Origin of the sequence: Methylovirgula sp. 4M-Z18 (assembly GCF_037890675.1) — a bacterium.
Lineage (GTDB): Bacteria > Pseudomonadota > Alphaproteobacteria > Rhizobiales > Beijerinckiaceae > 4M-Z18.
On record NZ_CP149574.1, the window covers coordinates 4519409 to 4541631 of the forward strand.

The window sequence follows — 22223 nt, forward strand, 5'->3', positions numbered from 1 at the left end:
CAGGTTTTGCGCAGCAAGGAAGTCCATGCGCGTGACAGCTTGTGCATAAGTCCTGTATAGGCTGTGTATAAACTTGTATTTGTGAGGCCTTCGTCATGCTCGTTCTTGGTCTCACCGGCTCCATCGGCATGGGCAAATCGACGGTGGCGGCGGTTTTCCGCGCTATGGGCGTTCCGGTCGATGATGCCGATGCGAGTGTCCATGCGCTTTATCGCGGCAAGGCCGTTCCGTTGATCGAAGCGGCCTTTCCAGGGGTCAGTCGCGCCGGCGCCATTGATCGCGCCTTGCTCGGGCAACAAGTGCTGCACGATCCCGAGCAATTGGCAAAATTGGAATCGATCATCCATCCGCTCGTGCGCGAGATGCGTGACGCGTTTTTGCAGCAGGCTGAAAAGAACGGTGCGCGCGTCGCGGTTGTCGATATTCCGCTGCTTTTCGAAACGGGTGGGGATAAGTACGTGGATATGGTCGTCGTCGTCTCGGCGCCGCTCGCCGTGCAAAAGGCGCGCGTGCTAACACGCGAAGGAATGAGCGAAGCGCGCTTCCACGCCATTCTCGCCAAACAGATGCCGGATGCGGAGAAGCGGCGCCGGGCGCATGTCGTGATCGATACGGCGGGGGATCTCGATTTCACCAGGCGGCAGGTGCGGGATCTGTTGCGGGCGCTCAGCGCACTAGATTAGGTTGATAACGATGCGTGAGATCATTCTCGATACCGAAACGACGGGGCTCGATCCCAACAAGGGCGATCGGCTCGTCGAAATCGGCTGTGTCGAAATCGTCAATCAGATCCCTTCGGGCCAGACCTACCACGTCTATATCAATCCGGAACGCGACATGCCGATGGAGGCGTTCAACGTGCACGGCCTGTCGAGCGAGTTCCTGAGCGACAAGCCAGTGTTTACCGCTGTCGTCGACGACTTTCTCGCCTTCATCAGCAACGCGCGCTTGGTCATTCACAACGCCGAATTCGATATGCGTTTCATCAATGCCGAATTGAAACGCGCCGGGCGCGAGACGATCGGCATGGAGAATGTGGTCGATACGCTGGCGATCGCGCGGCGCAAGCATCCAGGCGCGCCCAACAATCTCGATGCCCTGTGCCAGCGCTATCGCATCGACAATTCGCGCCGCACCAAGCACGGCGCATTGATGGACGCGGAGATTCTCGCCGAAGTCTATGCCGAGCTGAGCGGCGGCCGGCAGGCCGCGCTTGGATTGAGCTCCAACGTGGTGGCGATGCGCCAGGAGGCGGGCAAGTCGCGGGTCAAGACGCGCCCCACGCCGTTGCCGCCGCGCGTGACCGACGAAGAGCTTGCCGCCCATCGCACCTTCGTCGCGACGCTCGGCGAACAATCTATTTGGGCGCAATATTCAAAAGAAAAAACGGACCAGTGAAAGGGTCCGTTTTCGCGCTATACGGCTGCTTTTTCGCTCAAGTCTTGGCTTGCACCGCGGCCGACTCCGCCATGCGTTGGGCGTAGAGCGAGGCAAAGTCGATCGGGTCGAGATTGAGCGGCGGGAAACCGCCATTGGAGACCGTGGAGGAGATGATCTGCCGGGCGAAGGGGAAGAGGAGCCGCGGGCATTCGATCATGACGACCGGATGTACATGTTCCTGCGGGAAATTCGCCACCCGGAAAATGCCGGCATAATCGAGTTCGAATTTGAACAAGGGCTTGGCGGCATCGCCGGCGAAGCCTTCGATCATCAAATTGACCTCGAAAAGGTGATCGCCCACCTGCTTGCCGTTCACATTGACATTCACGGAAAGGCCCGGTTGGCCTTGCTGGCCCTCCAAGGATTGCGGCGCGCGCGGGTTCTCGAAGGACAGGTCCTTAATATATTGCGCGAGAACGGCGAGTTGCGGGGCAGCCTCGGTGTCTTGGGCGGCTTTGCCATTGGCCTCGGCCATGGGAGGTCTCCTCAGGGTGGGAAATCGTGCGAATCTACGGTTGGCCTAGGTTCCGTGCCCTAGCGCCGCCGCCGCGTAGCACGGATGATCACAGCGAACAAGGTGGGACCGGTGCGCAAAAAGCGGGCCGCGTTCCACTCCTATCGCGGCTCGTCGACAGGCTTCCACAGATCGGCGGAAAGATCGACCACCTTGGGTTGTTTGGGCGCGCGCGGGGCGGTAAAGGCTGGCGCCGGCGCCAAGCGGCCGGTCAGCCATTGCCGGATGACCGGTAGGGCGAGGACGAAGCCCACGACGTCGGAAAGAAATCCCGGCAAAATCAACAGAATAGCGCCAATCGCCGTCAATGTGCCGTCGACCACCGCGCTTTCGCGCAGCACGCCGCCGTCCAAATTGCGGCGCAAGGCGGCGATCGTGTCCTGGCCGAGTTTTTTCAGCAGGAGTCCGCCCAAAATGCTGGTCGCGAGGCCCAAGAGCAGGGCTCCACCGAGGCCGATTGCCTCCGCCACTGCCCAAAAAGCGTACCATTCGGCCACGAACCAAGCCAGAACGGCGAGAATCACGATGTGTTTGCGGCGCATGATCAACCTCTTAGGGCGAAACCAACATCCTGCCGCGGAATCCGAAAACCTCGTCAGGCCAGCGGAACAGGGCTATATATCAATCGGTGTCTTCGCCCGGCCCATGATATATGACAATGGGGTGAAGATCCCAAGGGGTCCCGAGAGACCCTTTGACGAATTACAGACGAATTAGAGATGGGTGAATGACCGGGTCGTACGATATCTCCACACTGATCCTTGCCGTGGCCGCGGCGCTTGTGGTGTGGTGGCTGTATACTGTGCTCGGGACCCGAAACGGCCATGAGCGGCCGCCGTTCGACCCGTTTCAGAACCCGTCGCCCAAAGAGGATACCCGACCGGGTTTCGGCCAGAACACCAATGCATTGCGCATGCCCGTTCCGGCCAATGACGCGACGCCGGTCAAGCCGATCACCGATCCGGACCGCTGGAAGGGTGTGATCGCAGAGGGCTCGTCCGCGGATAAAGGCCTTGATGCGATCCTGGTTGCGGACCCCGCCTTTTCCGGTTCGTCATTTCTGAGCGGCGCGCGTTCGGCCTACGAGATCATTCTGACTGCTTTCGCCGCCGGCGACACCAAAACCCTCAAGCCTCTTCTGGCGCCGGATGTCTACGCCTCCTTCGCCCAGGTGATCGGCGAGCGCCGGGAACGCGGCGAGCGGGTCGAGACGACATTCGTGTCGATGGACCAAGCCTGTATCGAATCCGCGGACGTGCGCGGCCGCATGGCGCATATCGTCGTGCGATTCGTGTCGAAATTGATCAGCGCGACCTATGACAAGGCCGGCGCCGTGGTTGCCGGCGAGGCGGGCAAGGTGGCCGACGTCACCGACGTCTGGACCTTCGAGCGCGATATCGGTTCGCGCAATCCCAATTGGCTGCTCGTCACCACCCATTCCGATGCTTGATGTGAGGATGGAGCCGTTTTTGGGACCTAGCGGCGCAACCCTGTGCCCGCTTGTTTTTGCCGATCTTGTGGGATTTGCCGAAGACGATCTGAGCGCGGCGTTCGAGACGTTCCGCCGCACGGCGGAGGCACATCTTGCCGGCACACCGCCCTTGCGGCCCGGCGTGCCGGTGGACGCAAAGTTGACGGACCTGTTCCGCCGCGTTGCGAGCCTGCGGGCGGAACTGGGGCAGGCTGAGGCTTGTGCTTTTTTTTCGACGCATTTCGTCCCGTGCGAAATCAGGCCGGCGCCGGACTCGCGCGACGAGCGCGCCAATTTCCTGACCGGCTATTACGAACCGGAGGTTGCCGGTTCGCCTACAGAAACAGCTGAATTTGCCGCGCCCATTCTGGCTCGGCCCGACGATCTCGTGACACTGAACGAGGGCACACCGCGCCCCGACGGTTTCGATCCAGGCCTCGCGGCGGCCCGGCGGCGTGCTGATGGCGCGCTCGAGCCTTATCCGATGCGCAGCGAGATCGAACGCGGCGCGATCACGCGCCATACCAAGCCGGTCGTGTGGCTGCGCGACCTGGTCGAAGTCTTTCTCATTCAGGTGCAGGGATCGGCCCGCGTGCGCCTGCCCGACGGAGATTTGCTGCGCCTGACCTATGCCGGCCGTAACGGTCAGCCCTATACGTCGATCGGCCGCCTGATCGTCGAGGAACATGGCGTGCCCTTGGCCGAAATGTCATTGGCACGGCTTAAATCCTGGCTGCGGGATCATGGTCTGAACGAGGGCGATGAGGGCCGCAACGTCATGCAGCGAAACCGTTCTTACGTTTTCTTCCGCGGCGGCAGTGCCGCCGATCCCGCCCAGGGGCCAATTGGCGCGGCCGGCGTGTGGCTGACGCCGCTGCGCTCGATCGCGGTCGATCGGCGCACTTGGCCCTACGGATTGCCGTTCTGGATCGAGTCCGAAATGCCATGGCAAGGCGAGTACGCGACCGGCTTTCGCCGCCTCATGATCGCGCAAGATACCGGTTCGGCGATTCTGGGCGCAGCGCGCGCCGACGTGTTTTTCGGCACGGGAGACGAGGCCGGCGTGCGCGCCGGCGGAATCCGGCATTCCGGCCGGTTCGTCGTGTTTCTGCCCAAGGGGAGTGTGCCGTGAAGGAACCGCGCACGCTGCTCAAATCCGGCGACCGGCGGCTGAGCGACGAAGATATCGAGCTGTGGCTACACGTGACGCGGCATGTCAAAGCGCGTCCCGGCGTCCACCGTCCACCGGCGCCCGCACGTCCGGCTCCTGCCAAACCGCCCGCTGCAAGCTCGGCACGATCCAAAACGGATCCTGTAGCGCCGCCGCCGGCCAAGCCCGCTTTGCCGCCGCTCGTGCCGCTGGAGCGGCGTATGCGGCAGAAGGTGAGCCGGGGGCGGATCGAGGTCGATGGCGTGATCGATTTGCATGGGTTGCGCCAGAGCGCGGCGCATGACGCGCTGATCGGGTTTCTTCTGCGCGCGCAAGCGGATGGCGCCAAACTGGTGGTCGTGGTCACGGGCAAGGGCAAGTCGGTGCGCGACGAATTGGGTTATGGCCGCGAAGGTGGCATTTTACGGCGGTTCGTGCCGCAATGGCTGGCGAGTCCCGAATTGCGCAGCGTCGTTGTCGGCTATGAGGAAGCATCGATCGCCCATGGCGGGGCGGGCGCGCTTTACGTCCGGATCCGCCGCCTGGGGCGCCACCCATGACGCCGTTCGGCGAAAAGCTGCGCGAATTGCGCGAAGCGCGCGGCATAACGCTGAAAACGCTGGCCGCCGATTTCGGCGTGTCGGCCGCCTATCTTTCAGCGCTGGAGCATGGCCATCGTGGCAAGCCGCCGTGGCGGTTCGTGCAGCATACGATCGCCTATTTCAACATTATTTGGGACGAGGCGGACGAGCTCAATCGCCTCGCCCAACTCTCGGCCCCGCGCGTCATTGTCGACACGTCGGGCCTGTCCTCGCGCGCCACCGAACTCGCCAACCGTTTGGCGCGCGAGGTCAAGGGGCTGGAGCCCGAGGATTTGGCCGCCATGCTCGCCATTCTCGAGGAGCGCAAAACCAAGCGGAAGACGGGCTGAGGCGTAATACCAACGGTCACGAAGAGTGACCGTTGGTTCCTTTCTTCATTTTTCGCCTTTTCAAGGCGATAGCGAAAAATGAAGAGCGGTCCAAAGGTCGCGTCCGCGACCTTTGGTACAAGGTTTCCGCGCTTGACGCCCCGCACCAGCAATGCGACAGGGGCAGGCTTTTTGAACTCGGATGCGATGATGACCCAAAGTTACGATGTGCTCGGAATCGGCAATGCGATCATGGACGTCATCGCCCGGGCGGACGATGCGTTTCTGGTGCGGGAGCGCATTCCAAAGGGCGCGATGAACCTGATCGACGAAGAGCGCGCCGAGCATCTCTATGGGGCCATGGGCCAGGCGACGATCATCTCCGGCGGCTCGGCCGCAAATACGATCGTCGGCGTGCAAAGCCTCGGCGCCCGTGCCGCCTATATCGGCAAGGTGAAGGCCGACGATGTCGGCGATCTTTTCGCGCATGATCTACGCTCGACCGGCGTGCATTTCGCGACGCTGCAGCCGAAGGACGGTCCCGCGACCGCGCGCTCCTTCATCTTCGTCACCGAAGACGGCGAGCGCACGATGAATACGTATCTCGGCGCGTCGCAGAATCTGTCCGTCGCGGACATCGATTCGCGACTCGTCGAATCTTCCGCCATCGTCTACCTCGAAGGCTATTTGTGGGACCCGCCCGCCGCCAAGGATGCTTTCGTCAAGGCCTCGCATATCGCCCACAAGGCGGGCCGGCGCGTCGCCCTCACCTTGTCGGATTCGTTTTGTGTCGATCGCTATCGCGCCGAATTTCTCGACCTGATGCGCAAAGGTATCGTGGACATTGTCTTCGCCAATGAGAGCGAGGTGAAATCGCTCTATGAGACGAGCGATTTCGAAACGGCGGTGTCGGCGCTGCGCGATGAGAACGTGCTTGGCATCGTCACGCGGTCGGAGCTTGGGTCGATGGTTGTCGAAGGCCAAGCGACCCATGTGGTTCCCGCCTTCCCGATCGACAAGCTCGTCGATACGACCGGCGCCGGCGATTTGTTTGCCGGTGGTTTTCTCTATGGTCTTGCCAAAGGCGCCGATTACGTCACCTGCGCCAATCTCGGGGGACTTGCCGCCGCCGAGATCATTCAGCACCTGGGCGCCCGCCCGCAGCTCGATCTTGCCCAGCACGCCAAGATGCATGGGCTTGGATAGACGAGACGTTTCTTTCAAGTTGGCACGGCCTTCGCGGCTTTGGGAAAGCCATGGCTCTTGGCGAGCCAGATCGTGGCAAGGCTCAATGCGAGCAGACCGGCGGCAATCCAGGGAAACGGTGCGATCCCGAATTGGCTGAGGACGAAGCCGCCGATCACGCCGCCGCCGGCAACGGAAAGGTTCCAGACCGTCACCAGAAACGCTTGCGCGACATCCGCGGCTTCGCCCCCGGTTTGCGACGTCGCCGCGGTGAGCAGCGCCGGGCCTATCCCGTAGGCAATCCCCCAAAAGGCGATGGCAAGAGTTACGGCGCTTGGCGACTCGTTCCACGCGCCAAGCGCGATGGCGCAAGCGGCGAAAAGGAGCGTCGAGCCGAGGATCATGCCGCGCAGCCAGCGGTCGGCCCAGATTGCGGAGACGATGACACCCAAGACCGATGCGCCGCCGAAAATCAGCAACAGCGAGTCGACATGCTCGGTCAAATGCGCGTTGGCGAGCAACGGAGCGATATAGGTGTAAAGGATGCTGTAGGCCAGTACATAGGTGAGCGTCGCAAAAAGCACCGCCCGCAGCCCGGGTAAAAAGAATGTCGGGACGAGCCGCACCTTGGCTTGGCGCGCATGGCCGGCGGCATCGGGCAAGGCGATCGCCATCCACATAAGATCCAAAATGCCGCAAAGGCCAACGATGCAGAAGGTTTCGCGCCAGCCGATGATTTTGCCGAGGAAAGCCACCGTCGGTGCGCCGAGGGTGAAGGCAAGCGGGATCGCCAGGGTCATGATCGCGATGGTCCGGGCCGCCAGATGCGGCGGCACGAGACGAAGCGCATAGACAAAAACGACGGACCAATTCAGGCCGATGAAAATGCCGCCCAAGAACCGCGCGCCGAGGGTGATGACATATTGGTCGGACAAAGCGGTGACGCAATTCATCGCCACGAGCCCACCGGCCGCGATCAGCGTCAGACGCTTGCGCGAGATCCCTTGCGTCGTCAGCATCAAAGGAATCGCGGCCAGCATCGCGCCGATGCCGGTGGTGGCGATGAACTGGCCGGACAGACTGTCCGAAATCCGAAGCCCTTCGCTGATCTGCGGCAGGAGCCCGGCCGGCATGATTTCGGTGAGCAAGGCGATGAAGGCGGCGAACGTCAAGGCCGCGAGTTTGGCGAGAGGCAGGCGGTTGCTGCGATCGGTGGGATTGGCCGGTCCTGCAAGACGAGGCTCGGTTTCGAGGCAAGATGGCGAGGTCATCCAAAACTCCTGATGGGACGCGGCAGGGGCCGCGCGAGGCCGCCGCAAGCGGGCGGCGCTGTTAAGCAGGAGCTAGCAGATGATTGATTGTGGACAACACGGCCATATATCCAAACAGTTCTGACAAAACGGTCATGAATCGCGCGAGTAAGATGTCATGATGGATAGTTTGGGTCCGCTCAATATCTTCGTGCAGGTGGCCGATGCCGGAAGCTTTACGCTGGCCGGACGGCGGCTGAGCATTTCCTCCTCCGCCGTGAGCAAGGCGGTCGCGCGGCTCGAACAGAAGCTTGGTGTCCATCTTTTTCAGCGTTCCACGCGCGCGATCACCTTGACGGCGGAAGGCGCGTGTTTTCTCGAACGCTGCCGGCGGATCTTTGAGGAGCTTGAACGGGCCGAATCGGATTTTTCAAAAGTTCGCGGCAAGCCGAGCGGCCGGTTGAAGATCAGCGTGCCGCTGATGGCCGTTCTTTCCATCCCGAAGTTGACCGAATTTCGCAACACCTATCCCGACATTCAACTCGAAATCGATTGCTCCGATCGTCTGGTCAATGTGATCGACGAGGGGTTCGATGCGGTGATCCGCACGGGAGAGCCGCATGATTCCACGCTGATTGGCCGCAAGGTCGGATCGTTCCGCCTGCTGATCGTCGGCGCGCCCGATTATCTGCGCCGGCGCGGCACGCCTATGCGTCCGGAAGATTTGGCTACGCACGATTGCATCTACTATCGCCTGCCCGCGACGGGAAAGCTGCAGGATTGGGCGCTTGGTTGCACCGTCGAGGCGGATTGGCAACCGGGTGCCGCCATGGTCGTCAACACGCTGGAGCCGCAATTGCGGCTTGCCGAAGCGGGGATGGGTCTTGCATCGATTCCCGATATCGCCATCCAAGAGCAATTGGCGAGCGGCGCACTTGTGCCTGTGCTACAGGATCATTGCCGCGAGATACCGTTTTATATTCTCTGGCCGTCGAGCCGCTTCATGACGCCGCGGCTGCGCGCCTTCGTCGACTTCGTGATCGCGGACAAGGAACCGGCAAAACCTGTCGCCTGGGGCCGCTAAGGGGCCGCTCACAATTTGCGCAGCGAGACGCGCTCGATCTGATGGTCGGACCCTTTTTTCAGGATGAGGCTCGCGCGCGGCCGAGTCGGCAGGATATTCTCGCGCAAGTTCGGCAGATTGATCTGCGACCAGACCGATTTCGCCATCTCGACGGCTTCGGTGTCTGAGAGGTCGGCGAATTTGCGGAAGAAGCTGCTGGGATCGCGGAAGGCCGTCTCGCGCAATTTCATGAAACGCGCGACATACCAGGACTCCAATTGCGCCTCGGTCGCATCGAGATAGATAGAGAAATCGAAGAAGTCGGAAACGAACGGAATTTCGCGCAATTCCTTGCCGCCGCGATTGGGTTGCAAAACGTTCAGGCCTTCGAAGATCAAAATGTCCGGCCGGTCGACGGTGACCGTTTCGCCCGGCACCACATCATAGACGAGATGCGAATAAATCGGCGCCTGGACATGATGCTTGCCGGCCTTCACATCGGCGAGAAAGCGAATGATTGCGGTGCCGTCGTAGCTTTCGGGAAAGCCTTTGCGCTCCATCAGGCCTTGCGCCTGCAGCTCGGCATTCGGATAGAGAAAACCGTCGGTGGTGACGAGGTCGACCTTGGGCGTATTCGGCCAGCGCGACAACAGCGCGCGCAGCACGCGTGCCGTCGTCGATTTGCCGACGGAGACCGAGCCGGCGACGCCGATGATGTAAGGCACTTTGCCATCCTCGGCGCCGAGGAAGCGCTGGGTCGCCTTGAACAGCCCCTGAGTCGCCGCGACATAAAGCGCGAGCATGCGCGAGAGCGGAAGATAGATGGCGACGACTTCCTCGATCGAAATCGGGTCGTTCAGCGATTGCAGCTTGGCGAGATCGTCGATGGTCAGGGTCAGCGGCGTGTCGGCGCGAAGGGCCGCCCATTCGCTGCGGCTGAAATGCCGGTACGGTGAAAGTTCGGCCTCTTCGGAATTGCTCGTCACGCGTTGATCCATTTCAGCCCGCCCCCCAGGCGCATCTGTCATCCCGAGGGCGGATCACAGTGTCCCTTTTATTGCGTTTGCCGCGCGGCCTTCTCCTCCAAACCGGATTGACCGGTGCGCCGTGCCAATTCGTCCATAACATCCTGCAACGGAACGCCGCCAGCCTGCAAGACGACGAGCAGATGATACAGCACGTCGGCGGCTTCCATTTTCAGCGCCTTTTTGTCGCCCTGGATCGCCGCGATCACGGTTTCGACCGCCTCCTCGCCGAGCTTCTTGGCGGCGAGCGGCTGGCCGCCGTCGAGCAATTTGCGGGTGTAGGACGTGTCGCCCGAGGCTTTGGCGCGGGCCGCAATCAGGCCGGCGAGATCATCCAGGGTAAAAGCAGACATCAGCTATCCATCCGCATCGGGATACCGGCTTGCGCCATATGGGTTTTGGCCTCGCCGATCGTATATTCGCCAAAATGGAAGATCGAGGCCGCGAGAACCGCGCTGGCATGGCCCTTTTTCACCCCGTCGACGAGGTGATCGAGTGTGCCGACGCCGCCCGAGGCGATGACCGGGATCGACACCGCATCGGCGACGCTACGGGTGAGCTCAAGATCGAAGCCGACCTTCGTGCCGTCGCGGTCCATAGAGGTGAGCAGGATTTCGCCGGCGCCGAGCTCCGCCACTTCGCGGGCGAAATTCACCGCGTCGATGCCGGTGCCCTTGCGGCCGCCATGGGTGAAGATTTCCCACTTGCCGGGCGCGACATTCTTCGCGTCGATCGCCACCACGACGCATTGGCTGCCGAACTTTTCCGCCGCCTCCTTCACGAAGGCGCGGTTGGCGACGGCGGCCGAATTGATCGACACTTTGTCGGCCCCTGCGAGCAGCAGGTTGCGAATATCGTCGAGCTTGCGCACGCCGCCGCCGACCGTGACCGGCATGAAGCAGCAGCCGGCGGTGCGCGCGACGACATCGAACAGGATGCCGCGGTTTTCATGGGTCGCGGTGATGTCGAGAAAACACAATTCATCCGCGCCGGCCGCGTCATAGGCGATCGCGCATTCGACCGGATCGCCCGCGTCGCGCAGATTGAGGAAACTGACGCCTTTGACGACACGGCCGTCTTTGACATCGAGACAAGGAATGATGCGGGATTTCAGCATGGCGAGGCTTTGTGGGATTGTCGCGCTTGTGTCAAGGTAGCGTTGGAGCCTGGGATTTATAGGCCAATTTGTCAAAAGTTGCCTTTGGCGCAAGGATTGCCGGGCGGCCTGAGGCCTCCTTTGGGTTGGGCGAAATGAACCCCGGTCGTCAGCGCGCCGTCCTTCATACCGACCTAAAAACGGCTCTTGGGCCGTCTGCCAATGTCGTCGCTATAATGCGAAGTGCCGTTGCGAGTTCGTCGCGAGAGGATGCGCAGGCAAGGTTAATTCGCACGGCATGTTCGACAGGTTGGCGATCGGCCGCGAAGGCCGTTGCCGGCATGACGGCGACACCCTTGGCTTTGGCGTTGGCCGCAAACTCGTCCGAACGCCAGGGTGCGGGCAATTTCAACCATATAAACATGCAGCGCGGGTCGAAATTAAAGTCAGCGCCGGCCAAAATTGCCGTTGCGATCAGGTTGCGCGCCCGCAGTTCGGTGAGCTGCGCGTTAAGAATCGCCTGGGCCGTGCCATCATTCAGCCAACGGCTTGCAACTAGGGCACTAAGCGGATTGGACATCCAAGCTGTCGTGCGCACGGCATCTGCCGCCAGCACCGCACGACCGTTCGGGCAAAGCAAATAGCCAATGCGCAATCCCGGCGCCAGTGCCTTCGACAATGCGGAAATATGATACGTGCGCTCTGGCGCCAATGTGATCAGCGCGGGCGGTCTCACCTTCAGCATCGGGCCATAGACGTCATCTTCGATAATCGTCACATCGTGTTGTTCGGCGATTTTTACCAGCGCATGTCTGCGCGCTTCGCTCATCGTCACCACGCAAGGATTATGCAGCGACGGTATGACGAAAACAGCCTTGATCCGCTGGCGGCGGCAAAGATCGTCCAACTCGTCAGCGGCGAGTCCTTCTGGGTCGCTGCCGATGCCGACGATATTGAATTGGAACATCTGCGCCAAAGCTCTTAGACCGTAATAGGTCAGCCGGTCGGCAGCTATGGTGTCGCCGGGCCTGATGACGCTGCCGATCGCAGCCAGCAAGGCGTGTTGGGCGCCGCTTGTCAGAACAATATCGTCGATGTCAGGCTCAAACCCATTGAGCGCAATCCAGCGTCCGCCGGCCGCCCGCGCCCAGGCGGGGCCTTCCGGCGGTTGATATTCTTGCAATTCGGAGAAGCGTGGATCATTGGCAAGAAGCGGCAAAGTATCAGCCAGGCGTTGCTTGAAATCATCAACAGCAGGCCGGTTAACCGTCAGGTCAATCAGTTCGCGGGATGCCATCGACCGGTCCACGCGAGGCATGAGTGTTTCCGGCACGACTACGGTTCCGCGCTTGGTGCTGCTCACGACAAGATTAAGATTCTTGAGTTCCCGATAGGCTCGCGTCACGGTGGAAACATTGATTCCCCGCTCCCTGGCAAAATTCCGTTGCGGGGGGAGCTTGATGCCGGGTTTCAATTCGCCGGATCTGATTTTGGCCTCCAGTTCGCCGGCAATTTCCAAATAGGTCGGTATGCGAACCGCTTTTGGTTGCTCATTGGCGGACAAGGCGAATGTTTTTGTCCTATTTGCCGTCACGAGATGTCCCACACAATATAGATCCGCCAGAAGTGCTTTTGAGATTCTGTGCCGCCGATTCCTTATAGCAGCGGATGGGGCCAATGGTCCAGTATCACCGGTTTGCCGCCAGTTTCGGTATTTTAGCCAGGTTTTGCTCAAATTACGAGGTGAGGGATTTTTTGCAAAATCCTCAATTGTGTGGCTTGACTAATTTTTTATATCCACACAATAATGGTTCCAGCGAGCCAATAGCGTTCGAGCCCTTGTTTCGAGGCGGCGACCAAATTCGGACGCTTACAATCCTAGGAGGAATCGGATGAAAACATTGCACCTATCCAGCCTGATGTTGTGTGTTGGCCTTGCTTGGGCGGGCGCAGCGCAGGCACAAGTTAAGCTTGGCGTCGTCGGCCCAATGACCGGCCCGAACGCGGTATTCGGTAAGGAGATCTTGGACGGCACGAAACTGGCCGTCGATGACATCAATGCCGCCGGCGGCGTCCTTGGTCAGAAGATCGAGATTGATGAGGGCGACGATGTTTCCGATCCCAAGCAGGGCGTATCCGTTGCCAATAAGCTTGCCGCTGATGGCGTCAAACTGGTGGTTGGCCATTATAATTCCGGTGTCAATATTCCGGCTTCCGAAGTCTATGAAGACAACGACATGCTCGACATCAGCCCGGGTGCGACAAACCCGAAGCTGACCGACCGCGGAATGTGGAATGTTTTCCGCACATGCGGGCGCGACGACCAGCAGGGCGCGGTTGCCGGCGCTTATCTTGCCAAGGAACTCAAAGGTAAGAAAGTCGCTTTCATCCACGACAAAACCACTTATGGCAAGGGGCTCGCCGACGAGACGCGCAAGGTTGCGTTGGCCAAGGGCGTGCCAGAAGTGCTTTATGAAGGCGTCAACGCAGGCGAGAAGGATTACTCCGCCATTGTCTCTAAAATCAGGGAATCCGGGGCCGATGTGGTCTATTGGGGCGGCTTGCAGACAGAGGGTGGTCTCATTGCCCGTCAAATGCACGATCAGGGGATGAAAGTGCAAATAATGTCTGGCGATGGTATCGTGACCAATGAATACGCCACCATCGGCGGAGATGCCGTTATCGGCACGCTTATGACTTTCGGTCCGGATCCAGCCAAGAAAGCCTCTGCTGCAAAGCTTGTGGCAGAAATGAAGGCCAAAAATGTCGACCCCGGCGCCTTCGTATTTTATTCTTATGCCGCCGTCGAGATCATGAAACAGGCAGCGGATACAGCAAAGAGCCTCGACTCGCATCAGATGGCCGATGCCATCCATTCGGGCATGATCTTCCATACCGTCCTAGGTGATCTTTCTTTTGACGCCAAAGGCGACCGCAAAGATCCCGATTACGTTATGTACTCCTGGAATAAGGATGCAGCTGGGCAGATCACCTACACCGAGCTGGCGAAGTAGGGCTCATAACAAAACAAATCTGCTGCCAACTGGCTTTTCATCGGCGCGCTTTTATCAGCGCCAGCGCTTCCGCCGGGTCAATCCGCCCGTCATATAGCGCGCGCCCGGTGATTGCACCGGCCAGCTTGGCGCAGCGCGGCTGCAACAATTGCTTCACATCGTCGAGCGAGGCAAGCCCGCCCGAGGCGATGACCGGAATTTGGACCGCCTCGGCGAGGGCGAGCGTGCCGTCGAGATTGAGGCCCTTCAACACCCCGTCGCGCGAAATATCCGTGTAGATGATCGCGGCGACGCCGGCGTCCTCGAATCTTTTGCCGAGTTCGCTAGCGGTGATCTCGGACGTCTGCGCCCAGCCGTCCACGGCGACCAGACCGTCGCGCGCATCGATACCGACGGCGACGCGGCCCGGATGCCGGCGTGCGGCCTCCCGCACGAGGTCGGGATTTTTCACCGCTGCCGTGCCGATGATGACGCGGGCGACGCCCTTGGCGAGCCAGCCGTCGATGGTGCGCATGTCGCGAATGCCACCGCCGAGCTGCATCGGCATTTTGACGGTGGCGAGGATCGCATCGACCGCTTGCGCATTCATCGGCTTGCCGGCGAAGGCGCCGTCGAGATCGACCACGTGCAGATATTCAAAGCCCTGTGCCTCAAAGCTTTTCGCCTGCGCGGCCGGGTTGGTGTTGAACACGGTGGCTTGCGCCATATCGCCATGGACGAGGCGCACGCACTCGCCCTCTTTCAGGTCGATGGCGGGGAAGAGAATCATGGTTTGGCTTTCTTAGATCATTTTGGCTTCAAGGCTTCCAGGTCAGGAAGTTGCCGATGAGCCGCAGCCCGAGCGTCTGGCTTTTCTCGGGGTGAAACTGGGTGCCGAACATATTGTCCTTGGCGACGATCGCCGTGACGGGACCGCCGTACTCGGCCTCCGCGACGACGTCGCTGAGATGCTTGGCATCTAGGTGAAAGGAATGGACGAAATAGGCGTGCAAGCCCCGTTCGCCCGTAGCGATATCGGCGAGCAGCGGGTGCTCGCGCAAGATCCGCAGGGTGTTCCAGCCCATATGCGGGATCTTCAGATTCGCATCGCTCGGCGTGATTGCCTTCACGTCGCCAGCGATCCAATCGAGACCCGGCGTAATCACATGTTCGAGGCCGCGCGAGGCCATCAATTGCATGCCGACGCAAATCCCCAGGAACGGCCGGCCCTTGTGCCGCACCGCCTCTTCCAGCGCATCACGCATGCCGGCAATGGCATTGAGGCCGGCGGCGCAATCGGCAAAAGCACCGACACCGGGCAGGACGATCCTGTCGGCCTCGCGGACCTTGTCCGGATCGGCCGTGACGAGGATGGGGCCGGGCAGAGCCGCCTCCTGCGCCACCCGCTCGAACGCCTTTTGCACCGAATGCAAATTGCCCAAGCCGTAATCTATGATCGCAACACTCACCGGCGGCCCTCCGCCTGCGGAAAGAGGCCGATCACATCCGGGCTTTGCTGTGGCTGCGGCGCGCCGGGCGTCCAGCGGCTGAAGAAATGCAGCTCTGCTGCTGTCAAAGTGTCGCCCATGACCACGCCGGTCAGCGTGTAATTGCGCCGGGTCAAGGCAGCGCGCAGCAAGGTGCGCCCTTCGAGGCCGAGCAGCACATTGAGCAGCAGCACGCCGAGCCCAAACGCGCTTTCGGGCCAGGATTGCCAGCGGACGATTCCGTACCAGGCGACGATCAGCGCCAGCGCGGCGCTGCCTTCAACCCACAATCGGTTCCACAGCAGCCACAGCGGGCCGAACACCAGCGCGCGCCACGCGAATTGCTCAGGTACGAACCGGACTTGATCCGCCGCTTCCGGCAGCATCTCGCCGTTGGGAACATGAATGGTGTAAATAGCCATAGTTCACCCCCCCAATGTGCCTTTGGTCGAGGGAATCCTGTCGGCCTGGCGCGGGTCGACCGTCATCGCCTCGCGCAAGGCGCGTGCAAGACCCTTGAAGCAGGATTCGGCAATATGGTGATTGTTGTCGCCATAAAGCGTTTCCACATGCAAGGTCAAACCGGCATTCATCGCGAAAGCCTGAAAGAATTCGCGCACCAATTCGGTGTCGAAGTCGCCAATTTTAGCGTTGGAAAAGCTCGTTTTCCAAACCAAGAACGGCCGGCCCGAAAAGTCGAGCGCGACGCGGGTCAGCGTCTCGTCCATCGGCAGATAGGCGTGCGCATAACGGGTAATGCCGCGCTTGTCGCCCAAGGCTTCACGGATCGCCTGGCCGAGCGCGATGCCGACATCCTCCACCGTATGGTGTTGATCGATATGCAGATCCCCTTTGGCGGCCACCTCCAGATCGATCATCGCATGGCGGGCGATCTGGTCGAGCATATGTTCGAAAAAGCCGATGCCGGTCGCGAGCTTGGCGATGCCGGTGCCGTCGAGATTGACCTTGACGGCGATGTCGGTTTCCTTGGTGGTGCGCGTGATGGCAGCGCTGCGCATGGAGGGGTTTCCCGTTAAAACGTGAGGCTTCTAACAAGCTCGAGGCCTTTTGGCCATAGAGCTATGCGATTTCAGCACTCGTGCCAAAGGCCTATGGTGTTGTATAGGCTTAATAATCACTTGTTTTGGATCCTGTCATGATCGCTTTTTCGACTTGGGCAGCCTTTGCGCTGCTCTGTTTGGGCATGGTGCTGACGCCTGGCCCCAACATGATTTATCTCGTCTCGCGCTCCATCTGCCAGGGCCGCTTGGCCGGGCTGATTTCGCTCGGGGGCGTGGCGCTCGGCTTTTTCGTTTACATGCTGTGCGCGGCTTTCGGCATCACGGCGCTGCTTTTTGCCGTGCCGCTCGCCTATGACGCTTTGCATTTCGGCGGCGCGATCTACCTCGCCTATCTCGCCTGGCAGGCGCTCAAGCCCGGCGGCCGGGCGCCGTTCCAGGTCCGCGATCTGCCGCCGGATTCGCCGCGACGGCTCTTCACCATGGGATTTGTGACGTCGCTGCTCAACCCCAAGATCGCCATGTTGTATATGTCGCTGCTGCCTCAGTTCATCGACCAGCAGGCCGGCCATGTGCTGGAACAATCACTGATTCTTGGCGCGACGCAGATCGTGGTCAGCGTGATCGGCAACGCGTTTTTCGCGATTACCGCCGGCACGATCGCCGGATTCCTGGCCAAACGCCCGACCTGGGGCCAGGTGCAGCGGTATCTGATGGGCACGGTTTTGGCGGCGCTGGCCGTCAAGATTGCGACGGACGCTAGCCGCTAGAGATCACCTTCGCCTCTTGCAACTGACCTCGCGGGCCCATAGATCGGTCGTGTCCGGTCCTTTGGCCCCGAGAGAGTTCCGCATGAGTGAATCCCCCCAATCCTGGCACGCCACTACCATTCTTATGGTCCGCAAGGACGGCAAGACGGTGATCGGCGGTGACGGCCAGGTCAGCCTTGGCAATACGATCATCAAGGGAAATGCCAAAAAGGTCCGGCGCCTGGCCAAGGGCGACGTGATCGCCGGTTTTGCCGGTGCGACGGCGGACGCGTTCACCTTGTTCGAGCGGCTCGAAGCCAAGCTCGAGCAATATCCCGGCCAGTTGACCCGCGCCTGCGTCGAACTCGCCAAGGATTGGCGGACCGACCGCTATTTGCGCCGCCTCGAGGCGATGATGCTGGTGGCCGACAAGACGACCGGGCTCGTGCTCACTGGCACTGGCGACGTGCTTGAGCCGGAGCAGAGCGAAAAAGGCAGTGTTATGGCGATTGGCTCGGGCGGCAATTATGCGCTGGCCGCCGGCCGCGCGTTGATCGATACCGATCTTGATCCCGAAGAAATCGTCCGCCGCGCGATGAAGATCGCTGCCGACATTTGCGTCTTCACCAATCACTCGCTGGTGATCGAGACGATTTGATTCAAGGATAGTTTTATGACCGACTTTTCTCCCCGTGAAATCGTCTCCGAACTCGATCGCTTCATCGTCGGCCAGGGCGACGCGAAACGTGCCGTGGCAATCGCTTTGCGCAACCGCTGGCGGCGTCTGCAGCTTGAAGGCACGATGCGCGAAGAAGTTCTGCCGAAAAACATTCTGATGATCGGGCCGACCGGCTGCGGCAAGACGGAAATTTCCCGCCGGCTCGCCAAGCTCGCCAACGCACCGTTCTTGAAGGTCGAAGCCACAAAATTCACCGAGGTCGGTTATGTCGGTCGCGATGTCGAGCAGATCGTTCGCGACTTGCTCGAAGTCGGTATCTCGCTCATCAAGGACTCAAAGCGCAAAGGCCTGCAGGCCAAGGCGCAGCTTGCTGCTGAGGAGCGCGTGCTCGATGCGCTTGTCGGCGCCAACGCGAGCGGCACGACGCGCGATTCGTTCCGCAAGAAGCTGCGCGCGAGCGAACTCGACGACAAGGAAATCGAGATCGAACTGACGCAATCGTCGGGCGGCCTGCCGATGTTCGAATTGCCGAACATGCCGGGCGCTTCGGTCGGCGCCATCAACATTGGCGACATTTTCGGCAAGGGCTTCGGCCAACGCACGAAGACCCGCCGCACGACCGTGCGCGAAGCCTATGAACCCTTGATCGCGGAAGAGAGCGACAAGCTGATGGATCAAGAACAGCTTGTGCAAGAGGCGATTCGCGAAGTCGAAAGCAATGGCATCGTCTTCCTCGACGAGATCGACAAGATCTGCTCGCGCGAAGGCCGCGGCGGTGACGTTTCGCGCGAAGGCGTGCAGCGCGATCTTCTCCCGCTGATCGAAGGCACCAATGTGGCGACGAAACATGGGACGGTGAAGACCGATCACATTCTCTTCATTGCATCGGGCGCCTTTCACGTCTCAAAACCGTCCGACCTCTTGCCGGAATTGCAGGGCCGTCTGCCGATCCGCGTCGAACTCGCCTCGCTCAACGAAGAGGATTTCCGCCGCATCCTGACCGACACGGAAGCGAGCCTGATCAAGCAATATGTGGCACTGATGAAGACGGAAGGCGTCGACCTCGTCTTCACGTCCGATGCGATCGAGGCTTTGGCGCGAGTTGCGGTGCAGGTCAATTCGACGGTGGAAAATATCGGCGCGCGCCGGTTGCAGACCGTGATGGAGCGGGTGCTCGACGACATCAGCTTCACCGCGACCGACCGTTTCGGCGAGACGATCACGATCGACGGCGCTTTTGTCGAAAAGAATATCGGCGACCTCGCGCGCAACGCGGATTTGAGCCGGTTTATTTTGTAGGTGCTCGTCATTTCGAGCGCAGCGAAGCAATCCATCCACTCCCCTGATAATTTGGCCGCAGTCGCGACCGCTGCTGCCAGACAATCGATTGTAACGTAGGTTGGGAGATGGATTGCTTCGCTGCGCTCGCAATGACGGATGAGGGAGGAGTGCAAGACCCGTTGCCACGCGGCTTCCAGCCAACACCTGTAAGAGCGGCACATGTCCCTCGCCCGTAGCTTTCTCACGGTCGGCTCCGGCACCGCCCTCTCGCGTTTGCTCGGCTTTGCCCGCGATATGCTGATCGCGTCGTCGCTCGGCTCGGGCCCCTTGGCCGATGCCTTTGTCGTGGCGTTCCGCCTGCCCAACCTCTTTCGCCGTCTCTTGTCGGAAGGCGCGTTCAATTCCGCCTTCGTGCCCGCCTATATCGATAAGGCGGAAGCGAACGGCGCGGCGGCGGCGCGCGCTTTTGCCGCCAATGTTTTCGCCCATCTCTGCCTGTTGCTGCTCGCGCTGACAGTTTTGGCGGAAATCTTCATGCCGTTGGTCGTCTATGCGTTGGCGCCTGGCTTTGCCGCGCAGGCCGACAAATTTGCGCTCACCGTTTTTCTGGCGCGCCTGACTTTTCCGTTCTTAAGCTTCGCCATTCTGGCGGCCTTGTTCGCCGGCCTGTTGAATGCGGCACATCGCTTCACCGTCGCGTCCTTCGCGCCGGTTGCGCTCAATATCGTGCTGCTCGGCTCGATTTTGCTCTGCTTCATCGCCGGAATTTCCGGCACGCGGCAGGCTGCGATCTGGCTGAGCGTCGGCGTCAGTCTCGCCGGCCTCGCGCAACTGCTGTTGTGCGGGTTGGGTGTTCGCGCGGCGCATGTCGGCTTCGTGCCGCGCTGGCCGAAACCATCGCGCGATGTCGGCCGCCTTTTGGCGATGAGCGTGCCCGGCATCTTGGCCGGCGGCATTACCCATGTGAATGCTTTCGTTGGAACGATCATCGGTTCGGCCGCGGCGGGAGCGGTTTCCTATCTCTATTATGCCGATCGCGTCTATCAACTGCCGCTCGGCATTGTCGGCGTCGCACTTGGGCTCGTGCTTCTGCCCGAACTCAGCCGCCATCTCGCCCGTGGCGATGAATCCAGCGCGCAGCGCGCACAGAGCCGCGCGCTGGAATTCAGCCTGTTCCTCACGCTGCCGGCATCGGTTGCACTTTGCGTTGCGGCGGAGCCGATTGTCACGGTTCTGTTTCAGCATGGCGTGTTTTCGCCCCTTGCGAGCGGTGCGACTGCGGCGACATTGCGCGCCTATGCACTCGGCCTTGCCGGTTACATCATCGCCAAAGCATTGCAGCCGGCCTTCTTCGCGCGGCACGATATGCGCCGTCCAATGCTGATCGCCTGTTTCGGTGCAGCGCTCGATATCGTGCTGTCCCTGTTGCTGTTTCGCACCTACGGCAGCGCTGGCATTGCGTTCGCCGCGAGCCTTGCCGGCTGGTTCAATGCGCTTGGTTTAGGGTTTCTTTTGTGGCGGCGGGGACAGCTTCGGATCACGCGCGCGATGGCGTCGCGCTGCGCCCGGCTTCTCAGCGCGTCGCTCGCGATGGGCCTCATTCTCGCCATCGCGATGTGGTTCCTGCAGGGATGGCTGGATGTCGCCGAGCCCTTTGCCGTCAAGGTGATCGCCCTTGCGGCACTATGCGGGTCCGGATTGCTTGCCTATCTCGTTCTTTGCCGCCTTCTGGGGGCGATGAATTGGTCCGAATTGCGGCAGATGATCAAGCGCTGAATCCTCTTGCCTTCGCGCCCGTGCATTGCGATAAACCTGCCCCATCCCACGATTTTTAAATCTGAGTGTTCCATGACCGAGACAAGTCTCACTATCCCGCCGCGCGTTTTCTCCGGCATGCAGCCGTCGGGAAATCTGCACCTGGGCAATTATCTCGGTGCCATGGTGAATTGGGTGGCGATGCAGCGCACGCACGATTGCATTTATTGTGTTGTCGACATGCATGCAATCACCGTCGCGCAAGATCCGCATGAATTGCGCAAGAGCATCCGCGAGGTGACGGCCGCCTATTTGGCCGCGGGCATCGACGCGAAGAAGCACATCATCTTCAATCAGAGCCAGGTCGCGGAACATGCCGAGCTCGCCTGGGTGTTCAATTGCGTCGCGCGGCTTGGATGGCTCAATCGCATGACTCAGTTCAAGGAGAAGGCGGGCAAGGACCGGGAGAATGCGTCGGTCGGCCTCTATGCCTATCCCAACCTGATGGCCGCCGACATTCTCGTCTACCGCGCAACCCACGTGCCGGTCGGCGAAGATCAGAAACAGCATCTTGAGCTCGCGCGCGACATTGCGCAAAAGTTCAACAATGATTTTGCCGCCTCGATTGCCGAACACGGTTTTGGCGAGGAATTTTTCCCGCTGCCCGAGCCGATGATCCAAGGTCCGGCCACGCGCGTGATGTCGCTGCGCGACGGCACCAAGAAAATGTCGAAATCCGATCCGTCGGATTATTCGCGCATCAATCTCATCGACGATGCGGACACGATCGCGCTGAAGATCCGCCGCGCCAAGACCGATCCCGAGCCGCTGCCTTCCGAAATGCAGGGTCTCGCCGGCCGGCCGGAAGCCGAGAATCTGATCGGCATTTTCAGCGCCTTGTCGGGCCAGTCGAAGGAAGAGGTGCTGAAGCAATTCGGCGGCGGCCAATTCTCGGCCTTCAAGGCGGCGCTGGTCGATCTCGCCGTGGCGAAGCTCGGGCCGGTGACGGCCGAGATGAAGCGTCTCAGCGGTGACGCGGCCTATATCGATTCCGTGCTGAAGGACGGAGCGGATCGCGCGCGGGTGATCGCCCGACAGAATATGGATGCGGTGAAGGATATCGTTGGTTTCGTGCGGTGATCACGCTGCACGAAAC

At 60.7% G+C, this 22223-nt stretch carries 25 protein-coding genes; 14 read left to right on the top strand and 11 right to left on the bottom strand.

Going from position 1 to position 22223, the window contains the following annotated elements; genetic code table 11:
• The first annotated feature begins 95 nt into the window (after positions 1–95).
• Entirely contained in the window at positions 96–683 is a 588-nt protein-coding gene (coaE, locus tag V9T28_RS20885; RefSeq protein ID WP_116401883.1) for a dephospho-CoA kinase, read from the top strand.
• Between the two features lie 10 nt (positions 684–693).
• Positions 694–1398, top strand: coding sequence for a DNA polymerase III subunit epsilon (gene dnaQ / locus V9T28_RS20890; RefSeq protein ID WP_116401884.1), 705 nt, complete (start codon positions 694–696; stop codon positions 1396–1398).
• A 37-nt stretch (positions 1399–1435) separates the two neighbouring features.
• Here the strand turns inward: dnaQ and secB are convergent, their stop codons facing one another.
• Positions 1436–1915: a protein-export chaperone SecB gene (secB, locus tag V9T28_RS20895; protein ID WP_116401885.1), complete on the bottom strand. Its 480-nt coding sequence runs from the start codon at positions 1913–1915 to the stop codon at positions 1436–1438.
• Between the two features lie 140 nt (positions 1916–2055).
• Complete coding sequence (locus V9T28_RS20900; protein WP_116401886.1) at positions 2056–2496, bottom strand: FxsA family protein; 441 nt, start codon at positions 2494–2496, stop codon at positions 2056–2058.
• A 185-nt stretch (positions 2497–2681) separates the two neighbouring features.
• Between V9T28_RS20900 and V9T28_RS20905 the strand changes: the two genes are divergently transcribed.
• The 5 genes from V9T28_RS20905 to V9T28_RS20925 all read left to right on the top strand — a co-directional run bounded on the left by V9T28_RS20905 (position 2682) and on the right by V9T28_RS20925 (position 6691).
• Positions 2682–3404 carry a Tim44/TimA family putative adaptor protein gene (locus V9T28_RS20905; protein ID WP_116401887.1) on the top strand — a complete coding sequence of 241 codons (723 nt, stop codon included), beginning with the start codon at positions 2682–2684 and terminating at the stop codon, positions 3402–3404.
• A gap of 7 nt (positions 3405–3411) precedes the next feature.
• Positions 3412–4557: a murein transglycosylase A gene (gene mltA / locus V9T28_RS20910; protein ID WP_116401940.1), complete on the top strand. Its 1146-nt coding sequence runs from the start codon at positions 3412–3414 to the stop codon at positions 4555–4557.
• Positions 4554–5135, top strand: coding sequence for a Smr/MutS family protein (locus V9T28_RS20915; protein ID WP_116401888.1), 582 nt, complete (start codon positions 4554–4556; stop codon positions 5133–5135). The genes mltA and V9T28_RS20915 overlap by 4 nt, the downstream gene beginning before the upstream one ends.
• The gene (locus V9T28_RS20920) at positions 5132–5506 is read left to right on the top strand and encodes a helix-turn-helix domain-containing protein (RefSeq protein WP_116401889.1); all 375 of its coding nucleotides are present in this window, start codon (positions 5132–5134) and stop codon (positions 5504–5506) included. The genes V9T28_RS20915 and V9T28_RS20920 overlap by 4 nt, the downstream gene beginning before the upstream one ends.
• Positions 5507–5692: 186 nt before the next feature.
• Positions 5693–6691 (top strand): adenosine kinase, encoded by a 999-nt coding sequence (locus tag V9T28_RS20925; protein ID WP_445242175.1) that lies wholly within the window; start codon positions 5693–5695, stop codon positions 6689–6691.
• A 14-nt stretch (positions 6692–6705) separates the two neighbouring features.
• On the opposite strand, the gene V9T28_RS20930 is transcribed toward V9T28_RS20925, so the two are convergent.
• On the bottom strand, positions 6706–7941 hold the full coding sequence (locus V9T28_RS20930) for an MFS transporter (RefSeq protein WP_116401890.1): 1236 nt from the start codon (positions 7939–7941) through the stop codon (positions 6706–6708).
• A gap of 160 nt (positions 7942–8101) precedes the next feature.
• Between V9T28_RS20930 and V9T28_RS20935 the strand changes: the two genes are divergently transcribed.
• Entirely contained in the window at positions 8102–9004 is a 903-nt protein-coding gene (locus tag V9T28_RS20935) for a LysR family transcriptional regulator (RefSeq protein WP_116401942.1), read from the top strand.
• Between the two features lie 8 nt (positions 9005–9012).
• Here V9T28_RS20935 and coaA read toward each other — a convergent pair whose 3' ends face one another.
• From coaA to V9T28_RS20955, 4 genes are all read right to left on the bottom strand, one after another.
• Complete coding sequence (gene coaA / locus V9T28_RS20940; protein ID WP_116401891.1) at positions 9013–10011, bottom strand: type I pantothenate kinase; 999 nt, start codon at positions 10009–10011, stop codon at positions 9013–9015.
• A gap of 26 nt (positions 10012–10037) precedes the next feature.
• The gene (locus tag V9T28_RS20945; protein ID WP_116401892.1) at positions 10038–10361 is read right to left on the bottom strand and encodes a phosphoribosyl-ATP diphosphatase; all 324 of its coding nucleotides are present in this window, start codon (positions 10359–10361) and stop codon (positions 10038–10040) included.
• Complete coding sequence (gene hisF / locus V9T28_RS20950; RefSeq protein WP_116401893.1) at positions 10361–11125, bottom strand: imidazole glycerol phosphate synthase subunit HisF; 765 nt, start codon at positions 11123–11125, stop codon at positions 10361–10363. The genes V9T28_RS20945 and hisF overlap by 1 nt, the downstream gene beginning before the upstream one ends.
• A 163-nt stretch (positions 11126–11288) precedes the next feature.
• Positions 11289–12710, bottom strand: a complete 1422-nt coding sequence (locus V9T28_RS20955) for an aminotransferase-like domain-containing protein (RefSeq protein WP_245424170.1) — start codon at positions 12708–12710, stop codon at positions 11289–11291.
• Between the two features lie 286 nt (positions 12711–12996).
• Between V9T28_RS20955 and V9T28_RS20960 the strand changes: the two genes are divergently transcribed.
• Positions 12997–14118, top strand: a complete 1122-nt coding sequence (locus V9T28_RS20960; RefSeq protein WP_116401894.1) for a branched-chain amino acid ABC transporter substrate-binding protein — start codon at positions 12997–12999, stop codon at positions 14116–14118.
• 37 nt (positions 14119–14155) lie between these two features.
• Here the strand turns inward: V9T28_RS20960 and hisA are convergent, their stop codons facing one another.
• From hisA to hisB, 4 genes are read right to left on the bottom strand one after another with little or no spacing between them, the layout of a single operon-like run.
• The gene (gene hisA, locus V9T28_RS20965; protein ID WP_116401895.1) at positions 14156–14887 is read right to left on the bottom strand and encodes a 1-(5-phosphoribosyl)-5-[(5-phosphoribosylamino)methylideneamino]imidazole-4-carboxamide isomerase; all 732 of its coding nucleotides are present in this window, start codon (positions 14885–14887) and stop codon (positions 14156–14158) included.
• Between the two features lie 28 nt (positions 14888–14915).
• Positions 14916–15566: an imidazole glycerol phosphate synthase subunit HisH gene (gene hisH / locus V9T28_RS20970; protein ID WP_116401896.1), complete on the bottom strand. Its 651-nt coding sequence runs from the start codon at positions 15564–15566 to the stop codon at positions 14916–14918.
• Positions 15563–16006, bottom strand: a complete 444-nt coding sequence (locus tag V9T28_RS20975; RefSeq protein WP_116401897.1) for a DUF2628 domain-containing protein — start codon at positions 16004–16006, stop codon at positions 15563–15565. Before V9T28_RS20975 ends, hisH begins: the two co-directional genes overlap by 4 nt.
• A 3-nt stretch (positions 16007–16009) precedes the next feature.
• Positions 16010–16603, bottom strand: coding sequence for an imidazoleglycerol-phosphate dehydratase HisB (gene hisB / locus V9T28_RS20980; protein WP_116401898.1), 594 nt, complete (start codon positions 16601–16603; stop codon positions 16010–16012).
• 137 nt (positions 16604–16740) lie between these two features.
• On the opposite strand from hisB, the gene V9T28_RS20985 reads away from it, so the two are divergent.
• The 5 genes from V9T28_RS20985 to trpS all read left to right on the top strand — a co-directional run bounded on the left by V9T28_RS20985 (position 16741) and on the right by trpS (position 22207).
• Positions 16741–17373, top strand: coding sequence for a LysE family translocator (locus V9T28_RS20985; protein ID WP_116401899.1), 633 nt, complete (start codon positions 16741–16743; stop codon positions 17371–17373).
• Positions 17374–17455: 82 nt separating this feature from the next.
• Complete coding sequence (hslV, locus tag V9T28_RS20990; RefSeq protein ID WP_116401900.1) at positions 17456–18010, top strand: ATP-dependent protease subunit HslV; 555 nt, start codon at positions 17456–17458, stop codon at positions 18008–18010.
• Positions 18011–18025: 15 nt separating this feature from the next.
• Positions 18026–19330 (top strand): ATP-dependent protease ATPase subunit HslU, encoded by a 1305-nt coding sequence (gene hslU / locus V9T28_RS20995; RefSeq protein WP_116401901.1) that lies wholly within the window; start codon positions 18026–18028, stop codon positions 19328–19330.
• A gap of 201 nt (positions 19331–19531) precedes the next feature.
• Positions 19532–21088 (top strand): murein biosynthesis integral membrane protein MurJ, encoded by a 1557-nt coding sequence (gene murJ, locus V9T28_RS21000; RefSeq protein ID WP_116401902.1) that lies wholly within the window; start codon positions 19532–19534, stop codon positions 21086–21088.
• 72 nt (positions 21089–21160) lie between these two features.
• Positions 21161–22207, top strand: coding sequence for a tryptophan--tRNA ligase (trpS, locus tag V9T28_RS21005; RefSeq protein ID WP_116401903.1), 1047 nt, complete (start codon positions 21161–21163; stop codon positions 22205–22207).
• Positions 22208–22223 lie beyond the last annotated feature (16 nt).

Bases quoted from the DNA above. Each gene is read 5' to 3' on its own strand.
- coaE (WP_116401883.1), top strand. From the start codon at position 96: ATGCTCGTTCTTGGTCTCACCGGCTCCATCGGCATGGGCAAATCGACG.
- dnaQ (WP_116401884.1), top strand. From the start codon at position 694: ATGCGTGAGATCATTCTCGATACCGAAACGACGGGGCTCGATCCCAAC.
- secB (WP_116401885.1), bottom strand. From the start codon at position 1,915: ATGGCCGAGGCCAATGGCAAAGCCGCCCAAGACACCGAGGCTGCCCCG.
- V9T28_RS20900 (WP_116401886.1), bottom strand. From the start codon at position 2,496: ATGCGCCGCAAACACATCGTGATTCTCGCCGTTCTGGCTTGGTTCGTG.
- V9T28_RS20905 (WP_116401887.1), top strand. From the start codon at position 2,682: ATGACCGGGTCGTACGATATCTCCACACTGATCCTTGCCGTGGCCGCG.
- mltA (WP_116401940.1), top strand. From the start codon at position 3,412: ATGGAGCCGTTTTTGGGACCTAGCGGCGCAACCCTGTGCCCGCTTGTT.
- V9T28_RS20920 (WP_116401889.1), top strand. From the start codon at position 5,132: ATGACGCCGTTCGGCGAAAAGCTGCGCGAATTGCGCGAAGCGCGCGGC.
- V9T28_RS20925 (WP_445242175.1), top strand. From the start codon at position 5,693: ATGATGACCCAAAGTTACGATGTGCTCGGAATCGGCAATGCGATCATG.
- V9T28_RS20930 (WP_116401890.1), bottom strand. From the start codon at position 7,941: ATGACCTCGCCATCTTGCCTCGAAACCGAGCCTCGTCTTGCAGGACCG.
- V9T28_RS20935 (WP_116401942.1), top strand. From the start codon at position 8,102: ATGGATAGTTTGGGTCCGCTCAATATCTTCGTGCAGGTGGCCGATGCC.
- coaA (WP_116401891.1), bottom strand. From the start codon at position 10,011: ATGACAGATGCGCCTGGGGGGCGGGCTGAAATGGATCAACGCGTGACG.
- V9T28_RS20945 (WP_116401892.1), bottom strand. From the start codon at position 10,361: ATGTCTGCTTTTACCCTGGATGATCTCGCCGGCCTGATTGCGGCCCGC.
- hisF (WP_116401893.1), bottom strand. From the start codon at position 11,125: ATGCTGAAATCCCGCATCATTCCTTGTCTCGATGTCAAAGACGGCCGT.
- V9T28_RS20960 (WP_116401894.1), top strand. From the start codon at position 12,997: ATGAAAACATTGCACCTATCCAGCCTGATGTTGTGTGTTGGCCTTGCT.
- hisA (WP_116401895.1), bottom strand. From the start codon at position 14,887: ATGATTCTCTTCCCCGCCATCGACCTGAAAGAGGGCGAGTGCGTGCGC.
- V9T28_RS20975 (WP_116401897.1), bottom strand. From the start codon at position 16,006: ATGGCTATTTACACCATTCATGTTCCCAACGGCGAGATGCTGCCGGAA.
- hisB (WP_116401898.1), bottom strand. From the start codon at position 16,603: ATGCGCAGCGCTGCCATCACGCGCACCACCAAGGAAACCGACATCGCC.
- V9T28_RS20985 (WP_116401899.1), top strand. From the start codon at position 16,741: ATGATCGCTTTTTCGACTTGGGCAGCCTTTGCGCTGCTCTGTTTGGGC.
- hslV (WP_116401900.1), top strand. From the start codon at position 17,456: ATGAGTGAATCCCCCCAATCCTGGCACGCCACTACCATTCTTATGGTC.
- hslU (WP_116401901.1), top strand. From the start codon at position 18,026: ATGACCGACTTTTCTCCCCGTGAAATCGTCTCCGAACTCGATCGCTTC.
- murJ (WP_116401902.1), top strand. From the start codon at position 19,532: ATGTCCCTCGCCCGTAGCTTTCTCACGGTCGGCTCCGGCACCGCCCTC.
- trpS (WP_116401903.1), top strand. From the start codon at position 21,161: ATGACCGAGACAAGTCTCACTATCCCGCCGCGCGTTTTCTCCGGCATG.